The following is a 23286-nucleotide window of genomic DNA, read 5'->3' as shown; positions in this document are numbered from 1 at the left end:
CTACTCCGTGACGGGCAGCCGCGCCCCGTCCCGCAGGAACAGCGGGATGCGGTCCAGCGGGGCGTCGACGGTCACGGCCGCACCGCCCTGGTACGTCTGACCGGTCCACGCGTCCGTCCAGGCGGCGCCCGCCGGAAGGTGGACCGTGCGGGCCGTGGCGCCCGCCGTGAGGACCGGCGCGACCAGCAGGTCCCGGCCGAAGAGATAGGCGTCGTCCACCGACCAGGCCGCCTGGTCGTCGGGGAACTCCAGGAACAGCGGCCGCATCACCGGCAGGCCCTCCTCGTGGGCCTCCCGCATGACCTCCAGCACATACGGCTTGAGCCGCTCGCGCAGCCGCAGATAGCGCTCCAGGATCGCGCCGGCCTCCTCGCCGTACGACCACACCTCGTTCGGGCCGCCGGTCATCTCCGGGCCCAGCGGCATGCCCGGGTCGCGGAAGCCGTGCAGACGCATCAGCGGGGACAGCGCGCCGAACTGGAACCAGCGGACCATCACCTCGCGGTACGCCGGGTCGTCCGGGTCGCCGCCGTGGAAGCCGCCGATGTCGGTGTTCCACCAGGGGATGCCGGACAGCGCGGTGTTGAGGCCGGCCGCGATCTGGCGGCGCAGGGTCGCGAAGTCGGTGCCGATGTCACCGGACCACAGCGCGGCGCCGTAGCGCTGACTGCCCGCCCACGCCGAGCGGTTGAGGGTGATGATCTCGTCCTCGCCGGACTCCTTCAGGCCCTCGTAGAACGTGCGTGCGTTCTCGGCCGGGTACAGGTTGCCGACCTCCAGGCCGGGGCCCGCCCAGTAGCGCATGTTCTCCTGGAAGCCCGGCTTCAGCTCCGGCTCGCAGGCGTCCAGCCAGAACGCCTTGATGCCGTACGGCTCCAGGTAGTTGTCCCGCACCCGGGACCAGACGAACTCGCGCGCCTCGGGGTTGGTGGCGTCGTAGAAGGCCACCTGGACGGTGGAGGCGACCTCCTTGTCGGGCCAGTCCGCGTGCGCCGTCGGGCCGTACTGCGTGCCGATGAACCAGCCGCGCTGCTCCATCAGCGCGTGGTTCTCGCTCAGCGGGGACACCGACGGCCAGACGCTCACCACCAGCTTGATGCCCAGCTCGTCCAGCTCGCGGACCATCGCCGCCGGGTCCGGCCACTCCGCCGGGTCGAACTTCCACTCGCCGAGGTGCGTCCAGTGGAAGAAGTCGCAGACGATCACGTCGATGGGCAGGCCGCGGCGCTTGTACTCCCGTGCCACCGCGAGGAGTTCGTCCTGGGTGCGGTAGCGCAGCTTGCACTGCCAGAAGCCCGCCGCCCACTCCGGCAGCATCGGGGTGCGGCCGGTCACCGCGCTGTAGCGGCGCTGGGCGTCGGCCGGGGCGCCCGCGGTGATCCAGTAGTCGAGCTGACGGGCCGAGTCGGCCACCCAGCGGGTCCCGTTGTGCGCCAGCTCCACCCGCCCGATCGCCGGGTTGTTCCACAGCAGGGTGTAGCCGCGGCTGGAGGTGAGCACCGGGATGCCGACCTCGGCGTTGCGCTGGATCAGGTCCAGGACCAGGCCCTTCTGGTCCAGCCGGCCGTGCTGGTGCTGGCCGAGGCCGTACAGCCGCTCGCCCTCGTACGCGGCGAAGCGCTGCTCCAGCCGGTGGTGGCCGTTGCCGACGGCGGTGTACAGCCGCGGGCCCGGCCACCAGAAGTGGGCGCGCTCCTCGGCCAGCAGCTCACCGCCGTCGGCGCTGCGCAGGAACCGGACCAGGCCCTCGGCGTCGACGTGCACGGTCAGCGCGCCGACCGTCAGCTGCGCCTCGCCGTCGCCGATCTTGACGGTGCTCTCGGTGGACGGGGCGTCGGCGAGCAGGGCGCCCGGGAGTCCTTCGAGGACCGGGCCGCCGAGCCGGGCCCGGACCCGGACCGCGTCCGGGCCCCACGGCTCGATCCGCAGGGTCTCCTGACGGCCGCTCCACTCCAGCGCGCCGTCCCGCTCGCGGAACGTGCCGACGGTGGGGGAGGACTGCGCGAGGCTGACCTTGGGCTGAATTGCGGCAGGCTGATTCACGAGGCGTGCTCCTGAAGACATGGGGGTGCCACACGGGTGCCCCGGGGCGGGGCCGGCACAGGGGGCGCGGGAGAAGGGGTGAGGAACGAGGCGCGGGAGAAAGGGTGAGCAACGGGGGCGCGGGAGACGGGCGCGGACGGGGCGGGCGGAAGAGGGGTGCGGGGGGAGGGGCGCGCGCTCCTCAGGGCGCGGCGGGCACCGGTCCGGTGCTCGCGCGGACCGTCAGCTCGGGCGCGATCAGGACGACCTCGTCGCCGCCGCGCCCGTCCAGCTTGGCGACCAGGCGTTCCACGGCGTGCCGGCCCATCTCCTGGGCCGGGATGGCGACCGACGTCAGCCGCACCGAGGCCTGCACGGCGACCTGCTCCGGGCAGATGGCGACCACCGACACGTCCTCCGGCACGGCCCGGCCCTGCTGGCGCAGCAGCGCGAGCAGCGGCTCGACCGCCGACTCGTTCTGCACCACGAAACCGGTGGTCGCCGGACGCTCGTCGAAGACCCGGGCGAGCGTCGCCGCCATCGCGTCGTACCCGCCCTCGCACGGCCGGTGCAGCACCCGCAGCCCGAGCTCGCGGGCGCGCGAGCGCAGCCCGTCGAGAGTGCGCTCGGCGAACCCGGTGTGCCGCTCGTACACCGCCGGGGCCTCGCCGATGACGGCGACGTCCCGGTGGCCGAGCGACGCCAGGTGCTCCACGCAGAGCGCGCCGGTCGCCCCGAAGTCGAGGTCGACGCAGGTCAGCCCGGTGGTGTCGGCGGGCAGCCCGATGAGCACGGAGGGCTGGTCGGTGCCACGCAACAGCGGCAGCCGTTCGTCCTCCAGCTCGACGTCCATCAGGATCATCGCGTCCGCGAGTCCGCTGCCGGTGATCCGGCGCACCGCGTCGGGACCCTCCTCACCGGTGAGCAGCAGGACGTCGTACCCGTGGGTGCGGGCGGTGGTGGCCACCGCGATGGCGATCTCCATCATCACCGGCACGTACATGTCGGTGCGCAGCGGGATCATCAGCGCGATGATGTTCGACCGGCTGCTGGCCAGGGCACGGGCACCGGCGTTGGGGTGGTAGCCCAGCTCCCGGATGCTCTGCTCGACCCGCTGCCGGGTGGTCGTGGAGATGGACCGCTTGCCGCTGAGGACATAGCTCACCGTGCTCGCCGAGACTCCGGCGTGCTGGGCGACCTCGGCGAGGGTGACCATCCGCTCTCCAAGCTTTGTGAAGCGCTTCGACAATGCGCGTTACGAACAATGGCGGGTGAGGGTGGTTCGACAGTAGCTCCAGCGCGAGTGGGTGTCCATAGGTTGTCGAAGCGCTTCGACAGCTTTCTTCTCGGCGCCGTTCACGGCGACCCGGCCGCAACCTCGCGGCGAGAGGCCCGGCGAGGACCCGGCGAGGACCCGGCGAGGACCTGGCGAGGACCCGGCGAGGGAACGGTCCCTCGGACGGGCCATGGGCGCAACATCCTCCGCCGGATCGGCCGAACGGCCGCGTGAGGGGTGGTGGGACCGTCCGTTATCGGGTAAATACGATCAGGTAGCACCCGTCGGTAACCATGATCCCTCTTCGCGACGAGGTGAGCCTCATGTCCGCCACTCCCCTCACCCGACCCACCGTCACCGAACGTGAGGCCCGCCAAGTGGCGGAGGCGGCCCGGGAACAGCACTGGCGCAAGCCCAGCTTCGCCAAGGAACTCTTCCTCGGCCGCTTCCGTCTCGACCTCATCCACCCCCACCCGCTCCCCGCCGACGAGGACGTCCGGCGCGGCGAGGAGTTCCTCGCCAGGCTGCGCGACTTCTGCGAGACCCGGATCGACTCGGCCCGCATCGAGCGCGAGGCCCGCATCCCCGACGAGACGATCAACGGCCTGAAGGAGCTCGGCGCCCTCGGCATGAAGATCGACCCCAAGTACGGCGGTCTCGGTCTGACGCAGGTCTACTACAACAAGGCCCTCGCCCTGGTCGGCTCCGCCAGCCCGGCGGTCGGCGCGCTGCTCAGCGCCCACCAGTCGATCGGCGTACCGCAGCCGCTGAAGATGTTCGGCACTCCGGAGCAGAAGGAGACCTTCCTGCCGCGCTGCGCCCGCACCGACATCTCCGCGTTCCTGCTCACCGAGCCCGACGTCGGCTCCGACCCGGCCCGCCTGGCCACCACCGCCGTACCCGACGGGGACGACTACGTGCTCGACGGGGTGAAGCTGTGGACCACCAACGGCGTGGTCGCCGACCTGCTCGTGGTGATGGCCCGGGTGCCCAGGACCGAGGGCCACAAGGGCGGCATCACCGCGTTCGTCGTCGAGACCGCCTCGCCCGGCGTCACCGTCGAGAACCGCAACGCCTTCATGGGCCTGCGCGGCCTCGAGAACGGCGTCACCCGCTTCCACGGCGTGCGCGTCCCGGCCACGAACCGCATCGGCCCCGAGGGCGCCGGCCTCAAGATCGCACTGACCACCCTGAACACCGGCCGCCTCTCCCTGCCCGCGATGTGCGTCGGCGCCGGCAAGTGGTGTCTGAAGATCGCCCGGGAGTGGTCGGCGGTCCGCGAGCAGTGGGGCAAACCGGTCGCGCTGCACGAGGCGGTCGGCTCGAAGATCGCGTTCATCGCGGCCACCACCTTCGCCCTGGAGGCCGTCCTCGACCTGTCCTCGCAGATGGCCGACGAGGACCGCAACGACATCCGCATCGAGGCCGCCCTCGCCAAGCTCTACGGCTCCGAGATGGCCTGCCTGATGGCCGACGAACTGGTCCAGATCCGCGGCGGCCGGGGCTTCGAGACCGCCGAGTCGCTCAAGGCGCGCGGCGAGCGAGCGGTACCGGCCGAGCAGATCCTGCGCGACCTGCGGATCAACCGCATCTTCGAGGGCTCCACCGAGATCATGCACCTGCTCATCGCACGCGAGGCCGTCGACGCCCACCTCTCCGTCGCCGGCGACCTCATCGACCCCGACAAGTCCCTCGCCGACAAGGCGAAGGCGGGCGCCGGCGCGGGCGTCTTCTACGCCAAGTGGCTGCCGAAACTGATCGTCGGCCCCGGCCAGCTGCCCCGCGCGTACGCCGAGTTCCAGCACGCCGGAGTGGACCTCTCCCCGCACCTGCGGCACGTCGAGCGCACCGCCCGCAAACTGGCCCGCTCCACCTTCTACGCCATGTCCCGCTGGCAGGGCCGGATGGAGACCAAGCAGGGCTTCCTCGGCCGGATCGTCGACATCGGCGCCGAACTGTTCGCGATGAGCGCCGCCTGTGTCCGCGCGGAGCTCCTGCGCGGCCAGGGCGACCACGGCCGCGAGGCCTACCAGCTCGCCGACGCCTTCTGCCGCCAGTCCCGGCTGCGGGTCGACGCGCTCTTCACCCGCCTGTGGAACAACACCGACGAGCTCGACCGCAAGGTCGTCGGCAACGTCCTCGCCGGCGCCTACGAGTGGCTGGAGGCGGGCATCGTCGACCCCTCGGACGACGGCCCGTGGATCGCCGACACCACCCCCGGCCCGGCGACCCGGGAGAACGTCCACCGCCCGATCCGCTGAGACCCGCCTCCCCGCTCCGCCCGTGGTGGTGCACAATCGGCGACCACAAGATCGACCACAGGTGAACCCAGGGGTGGGGATGTCCGGCGCACGAGCACGACGCACGGCGGCCGCCGCATTCGCGGCGGCCGTACTCATGACCACGGCCGCCTGCGGCGGCGGCGACGGCGACCGCGAGGACGCGGCTTCGGCCCAGGACGGCCCGAAGCCGCTCACCGAGGCCCAGCTCTCCGCCGCCGCCCTCTCCGACGGCGACCTCAGGGCCTACACCGCCCATGAGCCCTACGGCGGCGACGCCCCGCTCAGCGACGCGTACACCGCCAAGCCCGAGGTCTGCCGGCCGCTCGTCAGCCTCACGAAGGGCGCCACGCCGTACGACCCGGTCGCCGAGGTCGTCCGCACCGTCTCGGACCTGTACGCCGATCCGTCCGTCGACACCGACGTGCACCTGCGCTCCTACACCGCACCGGACGCCGCCGCCGTCATGGCGGCGCTCGGCGAGGCCGGCGAGAAGTGCGCCGACGGCTTCACCGAGGAGCGGTCGCTCACCGAGGCGAAGATCGTCGAGGTCGAGACGGTCGAGGCACCCGCCCACGGTGACGAGGCCCACGCCTTCCGCATCGTCAGCCAGGACGTCGAGGACCCCGCCATCGAGCTGTACGAGTAACTCACCGTCATCCGCACCGGCTCCACCACCCTGTCCTTCCGCGCGCACCTGCTGGGCACCGAGGACTTCGGCGGCGTACCGCAGGACGTCGTCGAAGGGCAGTGGGAGTTGTTCCGACGCACCACCCCGTGAGCACACGCGCGGTCCGAGTACGGGAAGAATGGGGGGCATGAGCGACAGTCCAGCCCCCCTCGCCGACCCGCACCTCGTCCACGACCCGGTGACGGCCGCCGGCCCGAAGGACGTGGTGATCCTCGGCTCCACCGGGTCGATCGGCACCCAGGCCATCGACCTCGTGCTGCGCAACCCGGACCGGTTCCGGGTCACCGGAATCTCCGCCAACGGCGGACGCGTCGGCCTCCTCGCCGAGCAGGCCCGCCGGCTGCGGGTGCGGACCGTCGCGGTGGCGCGCGAGGACGTCGTGCCCGCGCTGCGCGAGGCGCTGAGCGCCGAGTACGGGCCCGGTGAGCCGCTGCCCGAGCTGCTGGCCGGGCCCGACGCGGCCGCCCGGCTCGCCGGCTCCGACTGCCACACCGTGCTGAACGGCATCACCGGCTCCATCGGCCTCGCCCCGACCCTCGCCGCCCTGGAGGCGGGCCGCACCCTCGCGCTCGCCAACAAGGAGTCGCTCATCGTCGGCGGCCCGCTGGTCAAGGCGCTCGCCAAGCCCGGCCAGATCATCCCGGTCGACTCCGAGCACGCCGCCCTCTTCCAGGCCCTCGCCGCCGGCACCCGCGCCGACGTCCGCAAGCTGGTCGTCACCGCCTCCGGCGGCCCCTTCCGCGGCCGGACCAAGGCGGAGCTGGCCGCCGTCACCGTCGAGGACGCCCTCGCCCACCCCACCTGGGCCATGGGCCCGGTGATCACCATCAACTCCGCGACCCTGGTCAACAAGGGCCTGGAGGTCATCGAGGCGCACCTGCTCTACGACATTCCCTTCGACCGCATTGAGGTCGTCGTGCACCCGCAGTCGTATGTTCACTCGATGGTGGAGTTCACCGACGGATCGACCCTCGCGCAGGCGACGCCCCCCGACATGCGGGGGCCGATCGCCATCGGTCTCGGCTGGCCGGAACGCGTCCCGGACGCGGCCCCCGCCTTCGACTGGAGCAAGGCCTCGACCTGGGAGTTCCTCCCCCTCGACAACGAGGCGTTCCCCGCCGTGAACCTCGCCCGGCACGTCGGTGAGCTCGCGGGCACCGCTCCGGCGGTGTTCAATGCGGCGAACGAGGAGTGCGTGGACGCGTTCCGCGGCGGCGCGCTGCCGTTCGACGGGATCATCGAGACGGTGTCCCGGGTCGTCGAGGAGCACGGCACCCCGCGTGCGGGAACCTCGCTCACCGTCGCGGACGTCCTCGAAGCGGAGACCTGGGCACGCGCCCGGGCCCGGGAACTGACGGCGATGACGGCGGAGGCCCGTGCATGACGACCCTGATGATGATCCTCGGCATAGTGGTCTTCGCGGTCGGCCTGCTGATCTCGATCGCCTGGCACGAGCTGGGGCATCTCTCCACCGCCAAGCTGTTCGGCATCCGCGTGCCGCAGTACATGGTCGGCTTCGGCCCGACCGTCTTCTCGCGCCGCCGGGGCGAGACCGAGTACGGCATCAAGGCCATCCCGCTCGGCGGCTACATCCGCATGATCGGCATGTTCCCGCCGGGCCCCGACGGCAAGCTGGAGGCCCGCTCCACCTCGCCGTGGCGCGGCATGATCGAGGACGCCCGCTCGGCCGCCTTCGAGGAGCTGAAGCCAGGCGACGAGAGCCGCCTCTTCTACACGCGCAGCCCGTGGAAGCGGGTCATCGTCATGTTCGCCGGGCCCTTCATGAACCTGGTGCTGGCCGTCGCGCTGTTCCTCGTCGTGCTGATGGGCTTCGGCGTCACCCAGCAGACCACCGCGGTCAGCGAGGTCCAGAAGTGCGTGGTCCCGCAGAGCCAGAACCGCGACACCTGCAAGGCCTCCGATCCCGACTCGCCGGCCGCCGCCGCAGGACTGCGCGCCGGTGACAAGATCGTCGCCTTCGACGGCGTACGCACCGACAACTGGAACCAGCTCTCCGACCTGATCCGCTCCCACCCGGGCGACAAGGTCGCGATCGTCGTCGACCGCAAGGGCGAGGAGGTCACCCTCCAGGCCACCATCGCCACCAACCAGGTGCTGAAGAAGGACTCCCACGGCCAGGTCGTCGAGGGCGAGTACGTCACCGCCGGCTTCCTCGGCTTCAGCGCCGCCACCGGCGTGGTCAAGCAGGACTTCGGCGACTCGGTGACCTGGATGGGCGACCGCGTCGGCGAGGCCGTCGACTCCCTCGCCGCCCTGCCCGGCAAGATCCCCGCCCTGTGGAACGCGGCCTTCGACGGCGCCCCGCGCGAGCCCGACTCCCCGATGGGCGTGGTCGGCGCGGCCCGTGTCGGCGGTGAGATCTTCACCCTCGACATCCCGCCCACCCAGCAGCTCGCCATGGCGCTGATGCTGGTCGCGGGCTTCAACCTGTCGCTGTTCCTGTTCAACATGCTCCCGCTGCTGCCGCTCGACGGCGGGCACATCGCGGGCGCCCTGTGGGAGTCGCTGCGCCGGCACACCGCCCGGCTGCTGCGCCGCCCCGACCCCGGACCGTTCGACGTGGCGAAGCTGATGCCGGTGGCCTACGTGGTGGCCGGGATCTTCGTCTGCTTCACGATCCTGGTACTGATCGCGGACGTCGTTAACCCGGTCAGAATCTCCTAGCCGCCCGGCGTTCCCCACGGCCCGGCGGCGTTCACCCGCCGGGCCGCCTCCCAACGAGTGGTTTACGGGTGGGATGTGCTTCGGCCCAGGGCGGTGCCGTAATCTCGAAGCCTGGAGCCCGCCGCTGAACGGGACCGGGATTTTGATCCACGACTTGGGGTTGCACAGCAGATGACTGCGATTTCTCTCGGCATGCCGTCCGTTCCGACCAAGCTCGCCGAGCGCCGCAAGAGCCGGCAGATCCAGGTCGGCTCCGTGGCGGTCGGCGGGGACGCGCCGGTCTCGGTGCAGTCCATGACCACGACCCGCACGTCGGACATCGGCGCCACCCTCCAGCAGATCGCCGAGCTCACCGCCTCCGGCTGCCAGATCGTCCGCGTCGCCTGCCCCACCCAGGACGACGCCGACGCGCTGCCGGTCATCGCGAGGAAGTCGCAGATCCCGGTCATCGCCGACATCCACTTCCAGCCCAAGTACGTGTTCGCCGCCATCGAGGCGGGCTGCGCGGCCGTCCGCGTGAACCCCGGCAACATCAAGAAGTTCGACGACCAGGTCAAGGAGATCGCCAAGGCCGCCAAGGACCACGGCACTCCCATCCGCATCGGCGTCAACGCCGGCTCCCTGGACCGGCGGCTGCTGGAGAAGTACGGCAAGGCGACCCCCGAGGCCCTGGTCGAGTCCGCGCTCTGGGAGGCGTCCCTCTTCGAGGAGCACGACTTCCGCGACATCAAGATCTCGGTCAAGCACAACGACCCGGTCGTGATGATCGAGGCCTACCGCCAGCTCGCCGCCCAGTGCGACTACCCGCTGCACCTCGGTGTCACCGAGGCCGGCCCCGCCTTCCAGGGCACCATCAAGTCCGCCGTCGCCTTCGGCGCGCTGCTCTCCCAGGGCATCGGCGACACCATCCGCGTCTCCCTGTCGGCCCCGCCCGCCGAGGAGGTCAAGGTCGGCATCCAGATCCTGGAGTCGCTCAACCTCAAGCAGCGCGGCCTGGAGATCGTCTCCTGCCCGTCCTGCGGCCGTGCCCAGGTCGACGTCTACAAGCTGGCCGAGGAAGTCACCGCCGGCCTCACCGGCATGGAGGTCCCGCTCCGCGTCGCCGTCATGGGCTGTGTCGTCAACGGCCCCGGCGAGGCCCGCGAGGCCGACCTCGGCGTCGCCTCCGGCAACGGCAAGGGCCAGATCTTCGTCAAGGGCGAGGTCATCAAGACCGTCCCCGAGTCCAAGATCGTGGAGACCCTGATCGAGGAGGCGATGAAGCTCGCCGAGCAGATGGAGGCCGACGGGATCGCCTCCGGCGAGCCGACGGTCGCGGTCGCGGGCTGAGACCGCCCCGGACACCGGCCACCCCGAAGCTGAGCGGCACCCCGAAAAGGACACCGCTCGGCTTCCGCGGGTACAGTGCGGAGACCAGCAGCTGACCCCGGAGGGCTCCGTACGTGCTGACCCAGACCACCTCCCGGGTCCTCGAACCGAGCGACCTGGACGCCGCGCTCGCCGTCCTGCAGCGCGAGCCCGTCGCCAACGCCTTCGTGACCTCCCGGGTGCAGATCGCCGGCCTCGACCCCTGGCGCCTCGGCGGCGAGATGTGGGGCTGGTACGAGGACGGCATGCTCACCTCGCTGTGCTACGCGGGCGCCAACCTCGTCCCCCTGTGCGCCACCCCGCGCGCCGTCCGTGCCTTCGCCGACCGCGCCCGCAGGGCCGGCCGCCGCTGCTCCTCCATCGTCGGCCCCGCCGAGCCCACCGCCCTGCTGTGGCAGCTCCTCGAACCGCACTGGGGCCCGGCCCGCGAGGTCCGCGCCCGCCAGCCGCTGATGGTCACCGACCGCATGCCGCGCGACATCACCCCGGACCCGTACGTCCGCCGCGTCCGCAAGGACGAGATGGAGACGATCATGCCGGCGTGCGTGGCCATGTTCACCGAGGAGGTCGGCGTCTCCCCGCTGGCCGGCGACGGCGGACTGCTCTACCAGGCCCGCGTCGCCGAACTCGTCGGCTCCGGCCGCTCCTTCGCCCGCCTCGACGAGCACGGCAAGGTCGTCTTCAAGGCGGAGATCGGCGCGGCCACCCCCCAGGCCTGCCAGATCCAGGGCGTCTGGGTGGCCCCGGAGTACCGGGGCAAGGGCCTCGCGGCCCCCGGCATGGCCGCCGTGCTGCGCTACGCCCTGGCGGACGTGGCCCCCGTGGTCAGCCTGTACGTCAACGACTACAACACCGCCGCCCGGCGCACCTACCGCAGGGTCGGCTTCCAGGAGGTCGGCGCCTTCATGAGTGTGCTGTTCTGAGCCATCCGCGCTGTTCTGACCCGCCCGCACCCCCTGTAGGCTCGCCGACATGCTTCGCGACATCGTGATCGCCCCCCTGGACCTCCCCGCCCACATCGACGAAGCACTGGCCGTCCAGGCGCTGGCCTTCGGCCTGGGCCCCGACGAAGTCGCCGTACGCCGCCAGATCGTGCTGCGCCACATGACCTACCCCGGTGCCCGCGCCCTCGGCGCCGTCACCCCCGACGGTCTCCTCGCCGGCTTCGTCTACGGCATGCCCAACAGCCGCACCCACTGGTGGTCCACGGTTGTGGAGCCCTATCTGCGCGCCCAGGGGAACGAGGGCTGGCTCGACGACTCCTTCGTCATCACCGAGCTGCACGTCCACCCGCACCACCAGAACCGCGGCATCGGCCGCACGCTGATCACCACGATCACCGACAGCGCCGCCGAACCCCGCTCGATCCTCTCCGCGATCGACACCGACAGCCCCGCCCGCGGCCTCTACCACTCCCTCGGCTACGAGGACCTGGCCCGCCGCGTCCTCTTCCCCAGCGCCCCCATGCCGTACGCCGTGATGGGCGCGCCGCTGCCGCTGCGGCGCAGGCGTTAACCGATTTCCACCGGCCCGTGCCGCCCGGCTAACCTCCTAGCCATCACCTACGCAGCAGGAGTACGAGAACCATGGCCAAGGCACCGGTCCAGCGCATGTCCCAGTTGATGGCGAAGACCCTGCGCGACGACCCGGCGGACGCCGAGGTCCTCAGCCACAAGCTGCTCGTCCGCGCCGGCTACGTCCGCCGGACCGCCGCGGGCGTGTGGACCTGGCTGCCGCTCGGCAAGAAGGTCCTCGCCAACGTGGAGCGCATCGTCCGCGAGGAGATGGACGCCATCGGCGCCCAGGAGGTGCTGCTCCCCGCCCTGCTGCCGCGCGAGCCGTACGAGGCCACCGGACGCTGGAACGAGTACGGTGCCGAACTGTTCCGCCTCCAGGACCGCAAGGGCGGCGACTACCTCCTCGGCCCGACCCACGAGGAGATCTTCACCCTGCTGGTGAAGGACCAGGCGTCGTCCTACAAGGACCTGCCGGTGATCCTCTACCAGATCCAGACCAAGTTCCGGGACGAGGCCCGCCCCCGGGCCGGCATCCTGCGCGGCCGTGAGTTCCTGATGAAGGACTCGTACTCCTTCGACCTGGAGGACGAGGGCCTCGCCCGGTCCTACGCGCTGCACCGTGAGGCCTACCAGAGGGTCTTCGAGCGCCTGGGCCTGGACTACCGCATCTGCGCCGCCACCGCCGGCGCCATGGGCGGCTCCAAGTCCGAGGAGTTCCTGGCTCCCGCCGAGGCCGGCGAGGACACCTTCGCCGACTGCCCGAACTGCGACTTCGCCGCCAACACCGAGGCGATCACCTACGAGCTGAAGCCGGTCGACGGCTCCGCCGTGCCCGCCGCCGAGGACATCCCCACCCCGGACACCCCGACCATCGAGACCCTGGCCGCCTCCCTCGGCGTCCCGGCCTCCGCCACCCTGAAGAACCTGCTGGTGAAGGTCGACGGCGAGATCGTCGCCGTGGGTGTGCCCGGCGACCGCGAGGTCGACCTGGGCAAGGTCGAGGCGCACTTCGCCCCGGCGGCCGTCGAGATGGTCACCGAGGCCGACTTCGCGGCCCGCCCCGACCTGGTCCGCGGCTACGTCGGCCCGCAGGGCCTGGACAAGGTCACCTACCTCGCCGACCCGCGCGTGGCACCCGGCACCGCCTGGATCACCGGCGCCAACAAGCCCGGCACGCACACCAAGAACGTGGTGGCCGGCCGCGACTTCGAGGTCGACGAGTACGTCGACGTCGTCGTCGTGCAGGAAGGCGACCCCTGCCCGAAGTGCGGCACGGGCCTGAAGCTGGACCGCGCCATCGAGATCGGCCACATCTTCCAGCTCGGCCGCAAGTACACCGACGCCCTCAAGCTGGACGTCCTCGGCCAGAACGGCAAGCCGGTCCGCGTCACCATGGGCTCCTACGGCATCGGCGTCTCCCGCGCGGTCGCCGCGCTCGCCGAGCAGACCGCCGACGACAAGGGCCTGTGCTGGAGCAAGGAGGTCGCCCCGGCCGACGTCCACGTCGTCGCGGCCGGCAAGGCCCTCCAGACGGAGCTGGCGCTGGAGGTCTCCGACAAGCTGGCGGCCGCCGGCGTGCGTGTCCTGGTCGACGACCGCGCGGGCGTCTCGCCGGGCGTGAAGTTCACCGACTCCGAGCTGATCGGCGTCCCGCAGATCCTGGTCGCCGGGCGCCGCGCCGGCGAGGGCGTGGTCGAGCTCAAGGACCGCCGCACGGGTGAGCGCGAGGAGCTGACGGTCGACGAGGCGATCGCCCGTCTGACCGCCGCGTCCTGACGTACCGTCACCCCCGCCCGTACGAAGGCCGCCCGGACGCTCCGGGCGGCCTTCGCCGTGCTCGACGGGGGAGCGGGACTACAGCCAGCCCGCGAACTCCAGCAGCAGCTCGGCGTCCTGTCCCCGGCCGACCCGGCGCGCTCTGACGCCCGACTCCACCGCCCGGAACAGCGTCCAGCCGCGCAGCCGGTCCTGGTCCACGTCCAGGGACTCCGCGAGGCGCTTCACCCGGCGGCGGGTCGTCGTCGCACCCGACGGCGAGGCGATCAGGTCCTCCACCCGGTCGCGGACCAGCCGCGCCAGGTCGAAGGCGCACTCGCCGACCACCGGGTCCGGCCCCACCGCCAGCCACGGCAGCCGCTCGGCGCCGAGCACCTTGCTCTGCCGGAAGGTGCCGTGCAGCAGCCGCTCCTCCGGCGGCGCCGCCAGCAGCTGCTCGCGCGCCGCGAGCGCCACCTCGACCAGCGGCGCGACCTCGGCGTCCGCCGCCGCGCTCGCCCGCATCGCCGCGGCCTGCCGCCCGGTGCGCCCGGCCACCGTCTCGAAGGTGTGCGCCCCCTCTCCGGAAGGTGGCGCCACCCACAGCCGGCGCAGCGTGCCCGCCGCCTCCAGCAGCGCCTTCGCCTCCGGCAGCGAACGCACCGAGACATCCGGGTGCAGCCGCTCCAGCAGCAGCGCGCCGTCGGCCGAGTCCGCTTCCAGCAGCTGGACGGCGCCCCGCCCGGCCCAGTGCGCGAGCGCCGCCCGCTCGCTCTCCGGGCGGGCCCGCGGCGGCGCCAGCTTGAGCACCGCGGGGGTGCCGTCCGGGCGCCGTACGAGCACCACGAGGCTGCTGCGGCCGCCCGGCACCTGGACCCGCTCCACGGTCAACTCGCGTAGCGCGACGGCCCGCCGCGCCGCCTCGGGCAGCCTCTCCAACCAGTCGTCACCGTCCGGTGCCGTCTCACCGAGCGCCCTGACCAGACGCCGCGGCGGTTCGAAAGCCATACGCGAGTCGTTCCCTTCCGCTGGCCGTCACGTCGTGGGCGTCGCCGACGCCGATACGGTGCCCGCCCGTTCGGCGAGCCCAGGGAAGGCTACGCTCCCGCCGCGCCAGCGCACGGCCCGCACCGCCGCCTCCCGCAGCGCGGCGGCCGCGGTGCCGCGCCGCTCGCCCTCCGCCGCCCGCACCAGGTCGGAGTAGACGCCCGCCAGGCGTTCCTCCAGCTCGGCGGCGAGCCGCACCGCGCTGTCCGCGTCGGTCACCGGGAACGGCAGCGCGTACCCGGCGGCCGCGGCGACCGGCTCGCCGCCCAGCTCGCGCACCTCGCGCACCAGGGCGTCCCGCCGCGCGCGGTGCGCGTCGTACGCGGCCCGCGCCTCGACGCGCCGCTTCGCCAGGATCCGGCCGCCGACGACCCCGTACCCGTACACCGCGGCGTGCTCCGCCGCCAGCGCCGCCTGCAACGCCGTCAGCTCCCGCTCGGCCTTCTCGCTCACCCGACCGCCCCTGTCACCGGTTCCGTCCGTACCACCGCCGCGGCCACCCACCGGGCCGGCGGCCCGCTCACTTCGCCGTCTCCGTCAGCAGATAGGCGTGCGCCGCCCCGGCCGCCGCCACGGAGGCCAGCAGCCGGGCGAGTTCACCCGGCACCTCCAGCAGCGCCTTGGCACGCCGGTCCGCGAGCGTCCGCTCGGCGGCGGCCAGTTCGGCCAGCGCCGCCTTCTCGTCAGCGGGCACGGCGGCCGGCGCGGACGGGGAGGCGGAGGCGGAGCCGGACGGGGACGCCGTGGCCGTGGCGGACGCCGTCCGGGAGGTCTCGCCGAAGGCGTCGCGGTGCCGTACGACCTCCGCGCGCAACGGCTCCAGCCGCCGCGCCAGCGCGGGATGCGCGGCCAGGACCGCGTCGTACCGCTCGATCAGGCGCCCGCTGTCCCGGGCGGCGCTCGCCCGGGCCCGGTCCGCGGCCGAAGGGCTGCCGCCCCGGCCGCCGTCGGACTCCTCGGCACCGTCGGTGCAGCCCGTCAGCAGGGCGGCCGCGGCGGCCGAGGCGAACAGGCTTCTCCGGCGCGGCCCCGCGGGGTTGCGCGACGATGGGGGGTACGGCACGGCTGGCGTCCTCGGGGCTCGTACGAACGTCATGGGCGGCGCGGAGGCCTGTCCGTGATCACGGTACCCGCGCACCTGTCCGACGCCGCTCACCGGCACCGCCCGTGCCCCGGTGGACGGCAACACCGTCCGGGACCGGATACCCTTTGACCTGACACGCGAAAGATCCCACAACAGCACACGCGGCCGAGGAGTCACCCGGATGAGCACCACCCAGAGCGAGAGGCTGCGAGAACTTCTGGAACCGCTCGTCAGCTCCCAGGGACTGGATCTCGAAGAGATCGCAGTGGACTCCGTCGGGCGCAAGCGAGTGCTGCGGGTCGTCGTGGACTCCGACGCCGGGGCGGACCTGGACCAGATCGCCGATGTGAGCCGCGCGCTCTCGGCGAAGCTGGACGAGACGGACGCGATGGGTGAGGGCGAGTACACCCTGGAGGTCGGGACCCCGGGCGCGGAACGCCTTCTGACGGAGCAGCGGCACTTCGTGCGCGCCACCGGCCGGCTGGCGAAGTTCCAGCTGACGGAGGGCGGCGAGCTGGTCGCGAGGATCCTCACCGCCGACGACGAGGGCGTCGAGCTGGAGGTCCCCGGGGTCAAGGGCCGCAAGCCCACCGCACGCAGGCTCACCTTCGGTGAGATCGCCAAGGCGCGTGTCCAGGTCGAGTTCAGCCGCAAGGACAAGAAGGAAGAGGAGGCGTAGCCGTGGACATCGACATGAGCGCCCTGCGGGGCTTGGTACGGGAGAAGGAGATCTCCTTCCCCCTGCTGGTCGAGGCGATCGAGTCGGCCCTCCTCATCGCCTACCACCGCACCGAGGGAAGCCGCCGCCGCGCGCGCGTGGAGCTCGACCGCGAGACCGGTCATGTGACCGTGTGGGCGAAGGAGGACCCCGAGGACCTCGACGAGGGCCAGGAGCCCCGCGAGTTCGACGACACCCCGTCCGGCTTCGGCCGTATCGCCGCCACCACCGCCAAGCAGGTCATCCTGCAGCGGCTGCGCGACGCCGAGGACGACGCGACGCTCGGCGAGTACGCCGGCCGTGAGGGCGACATCGTCACCGGTGTGGTCCAGCAGGGCCGCGACCCGAAGAACGTGCTCGTCGACATCGGCAAGCTGGAGGCCATCCTGCCGGTGCAGGAGCAGGTGCCCGGCGAGACCTACCCGCACGGCATGCGCCTGCGCAGTTACGTCGTCCGGGTGGCGAAGGGTGTGCGCGGTCCGTCCGTGACCCTCTCGCGGACCCACCCCAATCTGGTGAAGAAGCTCTTCGCGCTGGAGGTGCCGGAGATCGCCGACGGGTCCGTCGAGATCGCCGCCATCGCACGTGAGGCCGGTCACCGTACGAAGATCGCCGTCCGTTCCACCCGTTCGGGCCTGAACCCCAAGGGCGCCTGCATCGGCCCGATGGGCGGCCGGGTGCGCAACGTCATGGGCGAGCTGAACGGCGAGAAGATCGACATCGTCGACTGGTCGGACGACCCGGCCGAGATGGTGGCGAACGCGCTCTCCCCGGCCCGGGTCTCCAAGGTCGAGGTCGTGGACCTGGCCGCCCGGTCCGCCCGGGTGACGGTGCCCGACTACCAGCTGTCGCTGGCCATCGGCAAGGAGGGCCAGAACGCCCGCCTCGCGGCCCGGCTCACCGGCTGGCGGATCGACATCCGTCCGGACACCGAGCAGCCCGGGGAATAGATCCAAGCCGCGCGGCGCTCAGATCACGACAGGTTTGTCCGCAGCAACTGTTCGAATCCTGCCCCAAAGGGGTGGGGTGCGTACGGGGAGGTAGACTTAAGAGTGTCTGGCCGGACGCGGGTCCGCGCATGCCCTGAACGCACCTGTGTGGGGTGCCGGGAACGAGCGGCCAAGACGGAGCTGCTGCGCATCGTGGCGATCAAGGACGAATGTGCCCCTGATCCTCGCGGTACGCTGCCCGGCCGGGGTGCCTATGTGCATCCCGCCCTGGTCTGTCTCGACCAGGCGGTACGTCGTCGGGCGTTCACGAGGGCACTGCGCGCCCCGGGAGCGCTCGAAACAAAGGCGTTGCGCCACTACGTCGAGCGGACAACAGTTGCCGAGCAGGCAACACGGTAGGAAACGTGTCGTACGGAACACCGTGCGGCTTGGTACCTCGCGAGTCGAAAGCAGGTCGAGATTGCGATGAGCACTCGATGAGTACGCGATGAGTACGCCCATGAACTAGCGACGGTCCGGCCGCAACCCGGACCTCAAAGGAGCGAAGTGGCTAAGGTCCGGGTCTACGAACTCGCCAAGGAGTTCGGTGTCGAGAGCAAGGTCGTCATGGCCAAGCTCCAGGAACTCGGTGAATTCGTCCGTTCGGCGTCTTCGACGATCGAAGCGCCGGTTGTACGCAAGCTGACCGACGCCTTCCAGCAGGGCAGCGGCAAGTCCGCCGCGAAGCCCGCCCCCCGGAAGGCATCCCCCAAGCCCGCCGCGCCCGCCCCGGCGCAGGCGGCACGTCCGGCTGCTCCCAGGCCGGCCGCCCCGAAGCCCCCGGCTGCCCAGCAGCCCGCGGCCCCGGCGGCCCCTGCGGCGGCCCCGCAGCAGTCCTCGGCCCCCGCGCCGGCCGCCTCCGGCCCGCGCCCGGTGCCGGGTCCCAAGCCCGCGCCCGCGCCGCGTCCGGCGCCGGCCGCCCCGGAGTTCACCGCTCCGCCGTCGGCTCCGGCTCCGTCCGCCGCGCCCAGGCCCGGTGGCGCCCGTCCGGGTGCCCCGAAGCCCGGTGGCCGTCCCGCGCCCGCCCAGGGTCAGCAGGGTGGCCAGCGTCCCGCCGCGCAGGGTGGCCGTCCCGGCGGCCAGGCGCCGCGTCCGGGCGCCCGTCCGGCCGGTCCGCGTCCGGGCAACAACCCCTTCACCTCCGGCGGCAACGCCGGCATGGCGCGCCCGCAGGCGCCCCGTCCGCAGGGCGCGCGTCCCGGCGGCCCGGCCGCTCCCGGCGCCGGTCCCCGTCCGCAGGCCCCCGGCGGCCAGGGCGGCGGTCCGCGTCCGCAGGCTCCGGGCGGTGCCCGCCCGACTCCGGGCTCGATGCCGCGTCCGCAGGGCGGTCCGCGTCCCGGCGGCGGCCCCGCCGGCCCGCGCCCGAACCCCGGCATGATGCCGCAGCGTCCCGCTGCCGGCCCGCGTCCCGGCCCCGGCGGCCGTGGTCCGGCCGGTGCCGGTCGTCCCGGCGGCGGTGGCGGTGCCGGTCGTCCCGGCGGTGGCGGCGGCTTCGCCGGCCGTCCCGGTGGCGGTGGCGGTGCCGGTCGTCCCGGTGGCGGCGGCGGCTTCGCCGGCCGTCCGGGCGGTCCCGGCGGCGGTGGCGGCGGCTTCGGTGGCGGCGGTGGCCGTCCCGGCTTCGGCGGTCGTCCCGGTGGTCCCGGTGGCCGTGGTGGCACGCAGGGCGCCTTCGGCCGTCCCGGTGGTCCCGCGCGTCGTGGCCGCAAGTCGAAGCGTCAGCGGCGCCAGGAGTACGAGGCCATGCAGGCCCCGTCGGTCGGCGGTGTGATGCTGCCTCGCGGCAACGGCGAGACCGTTCGCCTGTCGCGCGGTGCCTCGCTCACCGACTTCGCGGAGAAGATCAACGCCAACCCGGCGTCGCTCGTCGCGGTCATGATGAACCTCGGCGAGATGGTCACGGCCACGCAGTCCGTCTCCGACGAGACGCTCCAGCTCCTCGCCGACGAGATGAACTACACGGTTCAGATCGTCAGCCCGGAGGAGGAGGACCGCGAGCTGCTCGAGTCCTTCGACATCGAGTTCGGCGAGGACGAGGGCGACGACGAGGACCTGGTGGTCCGCCCGCCGGTCGTCACCGTCATGGGTCACGTCGACCACGGAAAGACCCGACTGCTCGACGCCATCCGCAAGACGAACGTCATCGCGGGCGAGGCCGGCGGCATCACCCAGCACATCGGTGCCTACCAGGTCGCGACCGAGGTCAACGACGAAGAGCGCAAGATCACCTTCATCGACACCCCGGGTCACGAGGCGTTCACCGCCATGCGTGCCCGTGGTGCGCGGTCGACGGACATCGCGATCCTCGTCGTCGCGGCCAACGACGGCGTCATGCCGCAGACGGTCGAGGCGCTCAACCACGCCAAGGCGGCCGACGTGCCGATCGTGGTCGCGGTCAACAAGATCGACGTCGAGGGCGCCGACCCGACCAAGGTGCGCGGTCAGCTCACCGAGTACGGGCTGGTGGCCGAGGAGTACGGCGGCGACACCATGTTCGTCGACATCTCCGCCAAGCAGGGTCTGCACATCGACTCCCTGCTGGAGGCCGTGATCCTCACCGCGGACGCCTCGCTCGACCTGCGGGCCAACCCGCACCAGGACGCGCAGGGCATCTCGATCGAGTCCCGTCTCGACCGCGGCCGTGGTGCCGTGTCGACGGTCCTCGTCCAGCGCGGCACGCTGCGGGTCGGCGACACCATGGTGGTCGGCGACGCGTACGGCCGAGTCCGGGCGATGCACGACGACAACGGCAACAGCGTGGCCGAGGCCGGCCCGTCGACGCCGGTCCAGGTCCTGGGCCTGACCAACGTCCCGGGCGCGGGCGACAACTTCCTGGTGGTGGACGAGGACCGTACGGCCCGTCAGATCGCCGAGAAGCGCGCCGCCCGTGAGCGCAACGCCGCGTTCGCCAAGCGCACGCGCCGTGTCTCCCTCGAGGACCTGGACAAGGTGCTCAAGGCCGGCGAGGTCCAGCAGCTGAACCTGATCATCAAGGGTGACGCTTCCGGTTCCGTCGAGGCGCTCGAGTCCTCGCTGCTCCAGCTGGACGTCGGCGAAGAGGTCGACATCCGCGTCCTGCACCGCGGCGTCGGTGCGGTCACGGAGTCCGACATCGACCTGGCGATGGGCTCGGACGCCATCGTGATCGGCTTCAACGTCCGCGCGGCCGGCCGCGCGGCGCAGATGGCCGAGCGCGAAGGCGTGGACGTCCGGTACTACTCGGTCATCTACCAGGCGATCGAGGAGATCGAGGCGGCCCTCAAGGGCATGCTCAAGCCGGAGTACGAAGAGGTCGAGCTCGGTACGGCGGAGATCCGCGAGGTCTTCAAGTCGTCCAAGCTGGGCAACATCGCCGGTGTGCTCATCCGGTCGGGCGAGGTCAAGCGCAACACCAAGGCGCGCCTCATCCGCGACGGCAAGGTGGTCGCGGAGAACCTCAACATCGAGGGCCTGCGTCGCTTCAAGGACGACGTCACCGAGATCCGCGAAGGGTTCGAGGGTGGTATCAACCTCGGCAACTTCAACGACATCAAGGTCGACGACGTCATCGCGACGTACGAGATGCGCGAGAAGCCGCGCGTGTAACGGCTGGTGACCGACAGTGGCCGACGGGATGCATGTCCTGTCGGCCACTGCGGTTTGCCCGGCCGCGGCACGGCCCGCGGCGAAACCCGGTCGAGCCGGAGGCGACCGCGCGGTACCGTTCTTGATGTCCCTGCCCCCGAACGGCAGGGCCATCGATCCCGTACCGGCGGGTGAACCGGTTACACACATGTATGTGGGGACGTTGTCCTTCGACCTGCTCCTCGGCGACGTACGGTCGCTGAAGGAGAAGCGGTCCGTCGTCCGCCCGATCGTCGCCGAACTCCAGCGCAAGTACGCGGTCAGCGCGGCCGAGGTGGACCACATGGACCTGCACCGGCGGGCCGGCATCGGTCTGGCCCTGGTGTCCGGCGACGCCGGGCACCTCACCGACGTGCTGGACCGGTGCGAACGGCTGGTCGCCGGCCGCCCCGAGGTGGAACTGCTGTCGGTGCGCCGGCGCTTCCACGGCGAAGACGACTGACGACCCAGCCTTGAGAACGTAATGAAGAGAAAGAACGGGAGACGGACCAGTGGCCGACAACGCGCGGGCTAAGAGGCTGGCGGACCTCATCCGAGAGGTGGTGGCCCAGAAGCTGCAGCGCGGGATCAAGGACCCGCGGCTCGGCTCGCACGTCACCATCACGGACACCCGGGTGACGGGCGATCTGCGGGAGGCGACCGTCTTCTACACCGTGTACGGGGACGAGGAGGAGCGGAACGCCGCCGCCGCCGGACTGGAGAGCGCCAAGGGCATCCTGCGCTCCGAGGTCGGCAAGGCGGCCGGGGTGAAGTTCACCCCCACGCTGACCTTCGTCGCCGACGCCCTGCCGGACACCGCCCGGAACATCGAGGACCTGCTCGACAAGGCGCGGGCCTCCGACGAGAAGGTGCGCGAGACCGCCTCCGGCGCCAAGTACGCCGGTGAGGCGGACCCGTACCGCAAGCCGGGCGAGGACGAGGACGACATCGCCGAATGAACCGCAAGCCCACCCCGCCCGACGGCCTGGTCATCGTGGACAAGCCGTCGGGCTTCACTTCGCATGACGTCGTCGCCAAGATGCGCGGCATCGCGAAGACCCGGCGCGTCGGACACGCCGGCACCCTCGACCCCATGGCGACGGGCGTGCTCGTCCTCGGCGTGGAGCGGGCCACCAAGCTCCTCGGGCACCTCGCCCTGACCGAGAAGGAGTACCTGGGCACCATCCGCCTGGGCCAGAACACGGTCACGGACGACGCCGAGGGCGAGATCACCTCCACCACCGACGCCTCCAAGGTCACCCGGGAGGCCGTCGACGCCGGCATCGCCGAGCTGACCGGCGAGATCATGCAGGTGCCGTCCAAGGTCAGCGCCATCAAGATCGACGGCGTGCGCTCCTACAAGCGGGCGCGCGAGGGCGAGGAGTTCGACATCCCCGCCCGCCCGGTCACCGTCAAGTCGTTCGCGGTGTACGACGTCCGCGACGCCGTCGCCGAGGACGGCACTCCCGTGCTCGACCTGGTGGTGTCGGTGGTCTGCTCCTCCGGCACCTACATCCGCGCCCTCGCCCGTGACCTCGGCGCCGGCCTCGGCGTCGGCGGCCACCTCACCGCGCTGCGCCGGACCCGCGTCGGGCCGTACAAGCTGGACAGCGCGAAGACGCTCGACGAGCTCCAGAAGGAGCTGACCGTGATGCCGATCGCCGAGGCCGCGACCGCCGCGTTCCCGCGCTGGGAGGTGGACGCCAAGCGCGCCCGGCTGCTCACCAACGGCGTCCGGCTGGAGATGCCCGAGGAGTACGCGGGCAGCGGCGCGGTGGCCGTCTTCGACCCCGAGGGCCGCTTCCTGGCGCTCGTCGAGGCGCACCGGGGCAAGGCCAAGAGCCTCGCCGTCTTCGGCTGACCGCGGGCGGACGCTCCGCCCGTGGAGCGGCGGCGGTCACGGGGTGTGGCCCCTCCGCCGCTCCACGGTCCCCCCTCGGTTCCCCCACCCCTAGGGTGTATCCAGCGGTCACCGGGCATTCACCCGTCCGGGCAGGCGCTCGGAGTGAACCGGGGGAGCACAAGGGGGCGCGTTCATCGCGCGATCTGTCCCGCTGATCATCCCGCCCCTACCGTCGGAGCCAGGCACAACGGCACGGCGGGGAGGTTCGACCATGGCGGCACCGGGCCGGCGGGGCGGACCCCGCCCACAGGATCGTCCGGGGCGGCGGACGGAGCAGCCGCCGCGGCAGCGCTCCGGACAGCCGCCCCAGGAGCAGCCCGAGCAGCCTCCGGGGCGCACGGACGGGCCCCGG

Annotated in this window: 20 protein-coding genes; 15 read left to right on the top strand and 5 right to left on the bottom strand. The window is 72.1% G+C overall.

Annotated features, from left to right (window positions below; genetic code table 11):
- Together ABT232_RS07140 and ABT232_RS07135 are read right to left on the bottom strand one after the other, a co-directional pair.
- A complete protein-coding gene (locus ABT232_RS07140) occupies window positions 1-2043 on the bottom strand; it encodes a glycoside hydrolase family 31 protein (RefSeq protein WP_351837050.1) in 2043 nt (680 codons plus the stop codon).
- 181 nt (window positions 2044-2224) lie between these two features.
- Window positions 2225-3238, bottom strand: coding sequence for a LacI family DNA-binding transcriptional regulator (locus tag ABT232_RS07135; RefSeq protein WP_351837048.1), 1014 nt, complete (start codon window positions 3236-3238; stop codon window positions 2225-2227).
- Window positions 3239-3621: 383 nt separating this feature from the next.
- Here ABT232_RS07135 and ABT232_RS07130 point away from each other — a divergent pair, with 383 nt between their 5' ends.
- From ABT232_RS07130 to ABT232_RS07095, 8 genes are all read left to right on the top strand, one after another.
- Window positions 3622-5559: an acyl-CoA dehydrogenase family protein gene (locus ABT232_RS07130; protein ID WP_351837047.1), complete on the top strand. Its 1938-nt coding sequence runs from the start codon at window positions 3622-3624 to the stop codon at window positions 5557-5559.
- Window positions 5560-5638: 79 nt separating this feature from the next.
- A complete protein-coding gene (locus tag ABT232_RS07125) occupies window positions 5639-6226 on the top strand; it encodes a hypothetical protein (protein ID WP_351837045.1) in 588 nt (195 codons plus the stop codon).
- A 169-nt stretch (window positions 6227-6395) separates the two neighbouring features.
- Window positions 6396-7652, top strand: coding sequence for a 1-deoxy-D-xylulose-5-phosphate reductoisomerase (gene dxr / locus ABT232_RS07120; RefSeq protein ID WP_351837042.1), 1257 nt, complete (start codon window positions 6396-6398; stop codon window positions 7650-7652).
- On the top strand, window positions 7649-8953 hold the full coding sequence (locus tag ABT232_RS07115) for a M50 family metallopeptidase (protein WP_502975340.1): 1305 nt from the start codon (window positions 7649-7651) through the stop codon (window positions 8951-8953). The genes dxr and ABT232_RS07115 overlap by 4 nt, the downstream gene beginning before the upstream one ends.
- A 171-nt stretch (window positions 8954-9124) precedes the next feature.
- The gene (gene ispG / locus ABT232_RS07110) at window positions 9125-10282 is read left to right on the top strand and encodes a flavodoxin-dependent (E)-4-hydroxy-3-methylbut-2-enyl-diphosphate synthase (RefSeq protein ID WP_351837039.1); all 1158 of its coding nucleotides are present in this window, start codon (window positions 9125-9127) and stop codon (window positions 10280-10282) included.
- Between the two features lie 113 nt (window positions 10283-10395).
- On the top strand, window positions 10396-11244 hold the full coding sequence (locus tag ABT232_RS07105) for a GNAT family N-acetyltransferase (protein ID WP_351837037.1): 849 nt from the start codon (window positions 10396-10398) through the stop codon (window positions 11242-11244).
- Between the two features lie 49 nt (window positions 11245-11293).
- Window positions 11294-11836, top strand: coding sequence for a GNAT family N-acetyltransferase (locus ABT232_RS07100; protein ID WP_351837034.1), 543 nt, complete (start codon window positions 11294-11296; stop codon window positions 11834-11836).
- A 71-nt stretch (window positions 11837-11907) separates the two neighbouring features.
- Window positions 11908-13614, top strand: coding sequence for a proline--tRNA ligase (locus ABT232_RS07095; RefSeq protein WP_351837032.1), 1707 nt, complete (start codon window positions 11908-11910; stop codon window positions 13612-13614).
- 78 nt (window positions 13615-13692) lie between these two features.
- Here the strand turns inward: ABT232_RS07095 and ABT232_RS07090 are convergent, their stop codons facing one another.
- The 3 genes from ABT232_RS07090 to ABT232_RS07080 form a co-directional block, all read right to left on the bottom strand.
- A complete protein-coding gene (locus tag ABT232_RS07090) occupies window positions 13693-14601 on the bottom strand; it encodes an aminoglycoside phosphotransferase family protein (RefSeq protein WP_351837029.1) in 909 nt (302 codons plus the stop codon).
- Window positions 14602-14628: 27 nt separating this feature from the next.
- A complete protein-coding gene (locus tag ABT232_RS07085; protein ID WP_351837026.1) occupies window positions 14629-15093 on the bottom strand; it encodes a ferritin-like domain-containing protein in 465 nt (154 codons plus the stop codon).
- 67 nt (window positions 15094-15160) lie between these two features.
- Window positions 15161-15703 (bottom strand): hypothetical protein, encoded by a 543-nt coding sequence (locus ABT232_RS07080; RefSeq protein ID WP_351837023.1) that lies wholly within the window; start codon window positions 15701-15703, stop codon window positions 15161-15163.
- A 202-nt stretch (window positions 15704-15905) separates the two neighbouring features.
- Here ABT232_RS07080 and rimP point away from each other — a divergent pair, with 202 nt between their 5' ends.
- From rimP to truB, 7 genes are all read left to right on the top strand, one after another.
- A complete protein-coding gene (rimP, locus tag ABT232_RS07075; protein ID WP_351837020.1) occupies window positions 15906-16403 on the top strand; it encodes a ribosome maturation factor RimP in 498 nt (165 codons plus the stop codon).
- A gap of 2 nt (window positions 16404-16405) precedes the next feature.
- Window positions 16406-17392 carry a transcription termination factor NusA gene (gene nusA / locus ABT232_RS07070; protein WP_351837019.1) on the top strand — a complete coding sequence of 329 codons (987 nt, stop codon included), beginning with the start codon at window positions 16406-16408 and terminating at the stop codon, window positions 17390-17392.
- Between the two features lie 102 nt (window positions 17393-17494).
- Window positions 17495-17791, top strand: coding sequence for a YlxR family protein (locus tag ABT232_RS07065; protein WP_351837016.1), 297 nt, complete (start codon window positions 17495-17497; stop codon window positions 17789-17791).
- Window positions 17792-17938: 147 nt separating this feature from the next.
- Window positions 17939-21013 (top strand): translation initiation factor IF-2, encoded by a 3075-nt coding sequence (gene infB / locus ABT232_RS07060; RefSeq protein WP_351837013.1) that lies wholly within the window; start codon window positions 17939-17941, stop codon window positions 21011-21013.
- 187 nt (window positions 21014-21200) lie between these two features.
- Entirely contained in the window at window positions 21201-21494 is a 294-nt protein-coding gene (locus ABT232_RS07055; RefSeq protein ID WP_351837010.1) for a DUF503 domain-containing protein, read from the top strand.
- 49 nt (window positions 21495-21543) lie between these two features.
- On the top strand, window positions 21544-21990 hold the full coding sequence (gene rbfA, locus ABT232_RS07050; RefSeq protein ID WP_351837007.1) for a 30S ribosome-binding factor RbfA: 447 nt from the start codon (window positions 21544-21546) through the stop codon (window positions 21988-21990).
- The gene (gene truB / locus ABT232_RS07045; RefSeq protein ID WP_351837005.1) at window positions 21987-22892 is read left to right on the top strand and encodes a tRNA pseudouridine(55) synthase TruB; all 906 of its coding nucleotides are present in this window, start codon (window positions 21987-21989) and stop codon (window positions 22890-22892) included. The genes rbfA and truB overlap by 4 nt, the downstream gene beginning before the upstream one ends.
- Window positions 22893-23286 lie beyond the last annotated feature (394 nt).

The organism is Streptomyces sp. NPDC001532 (assembly GCF_040298625.1).
Taxonomy (GTDB): Bacteria; Actinomycetota; Actinomycetes; order Streptomycetales; family Streptomycetaceae; genus Streptomyces.
This window is presented reverse-complemented; position numbering and strand designations above follow the sequence as displayed.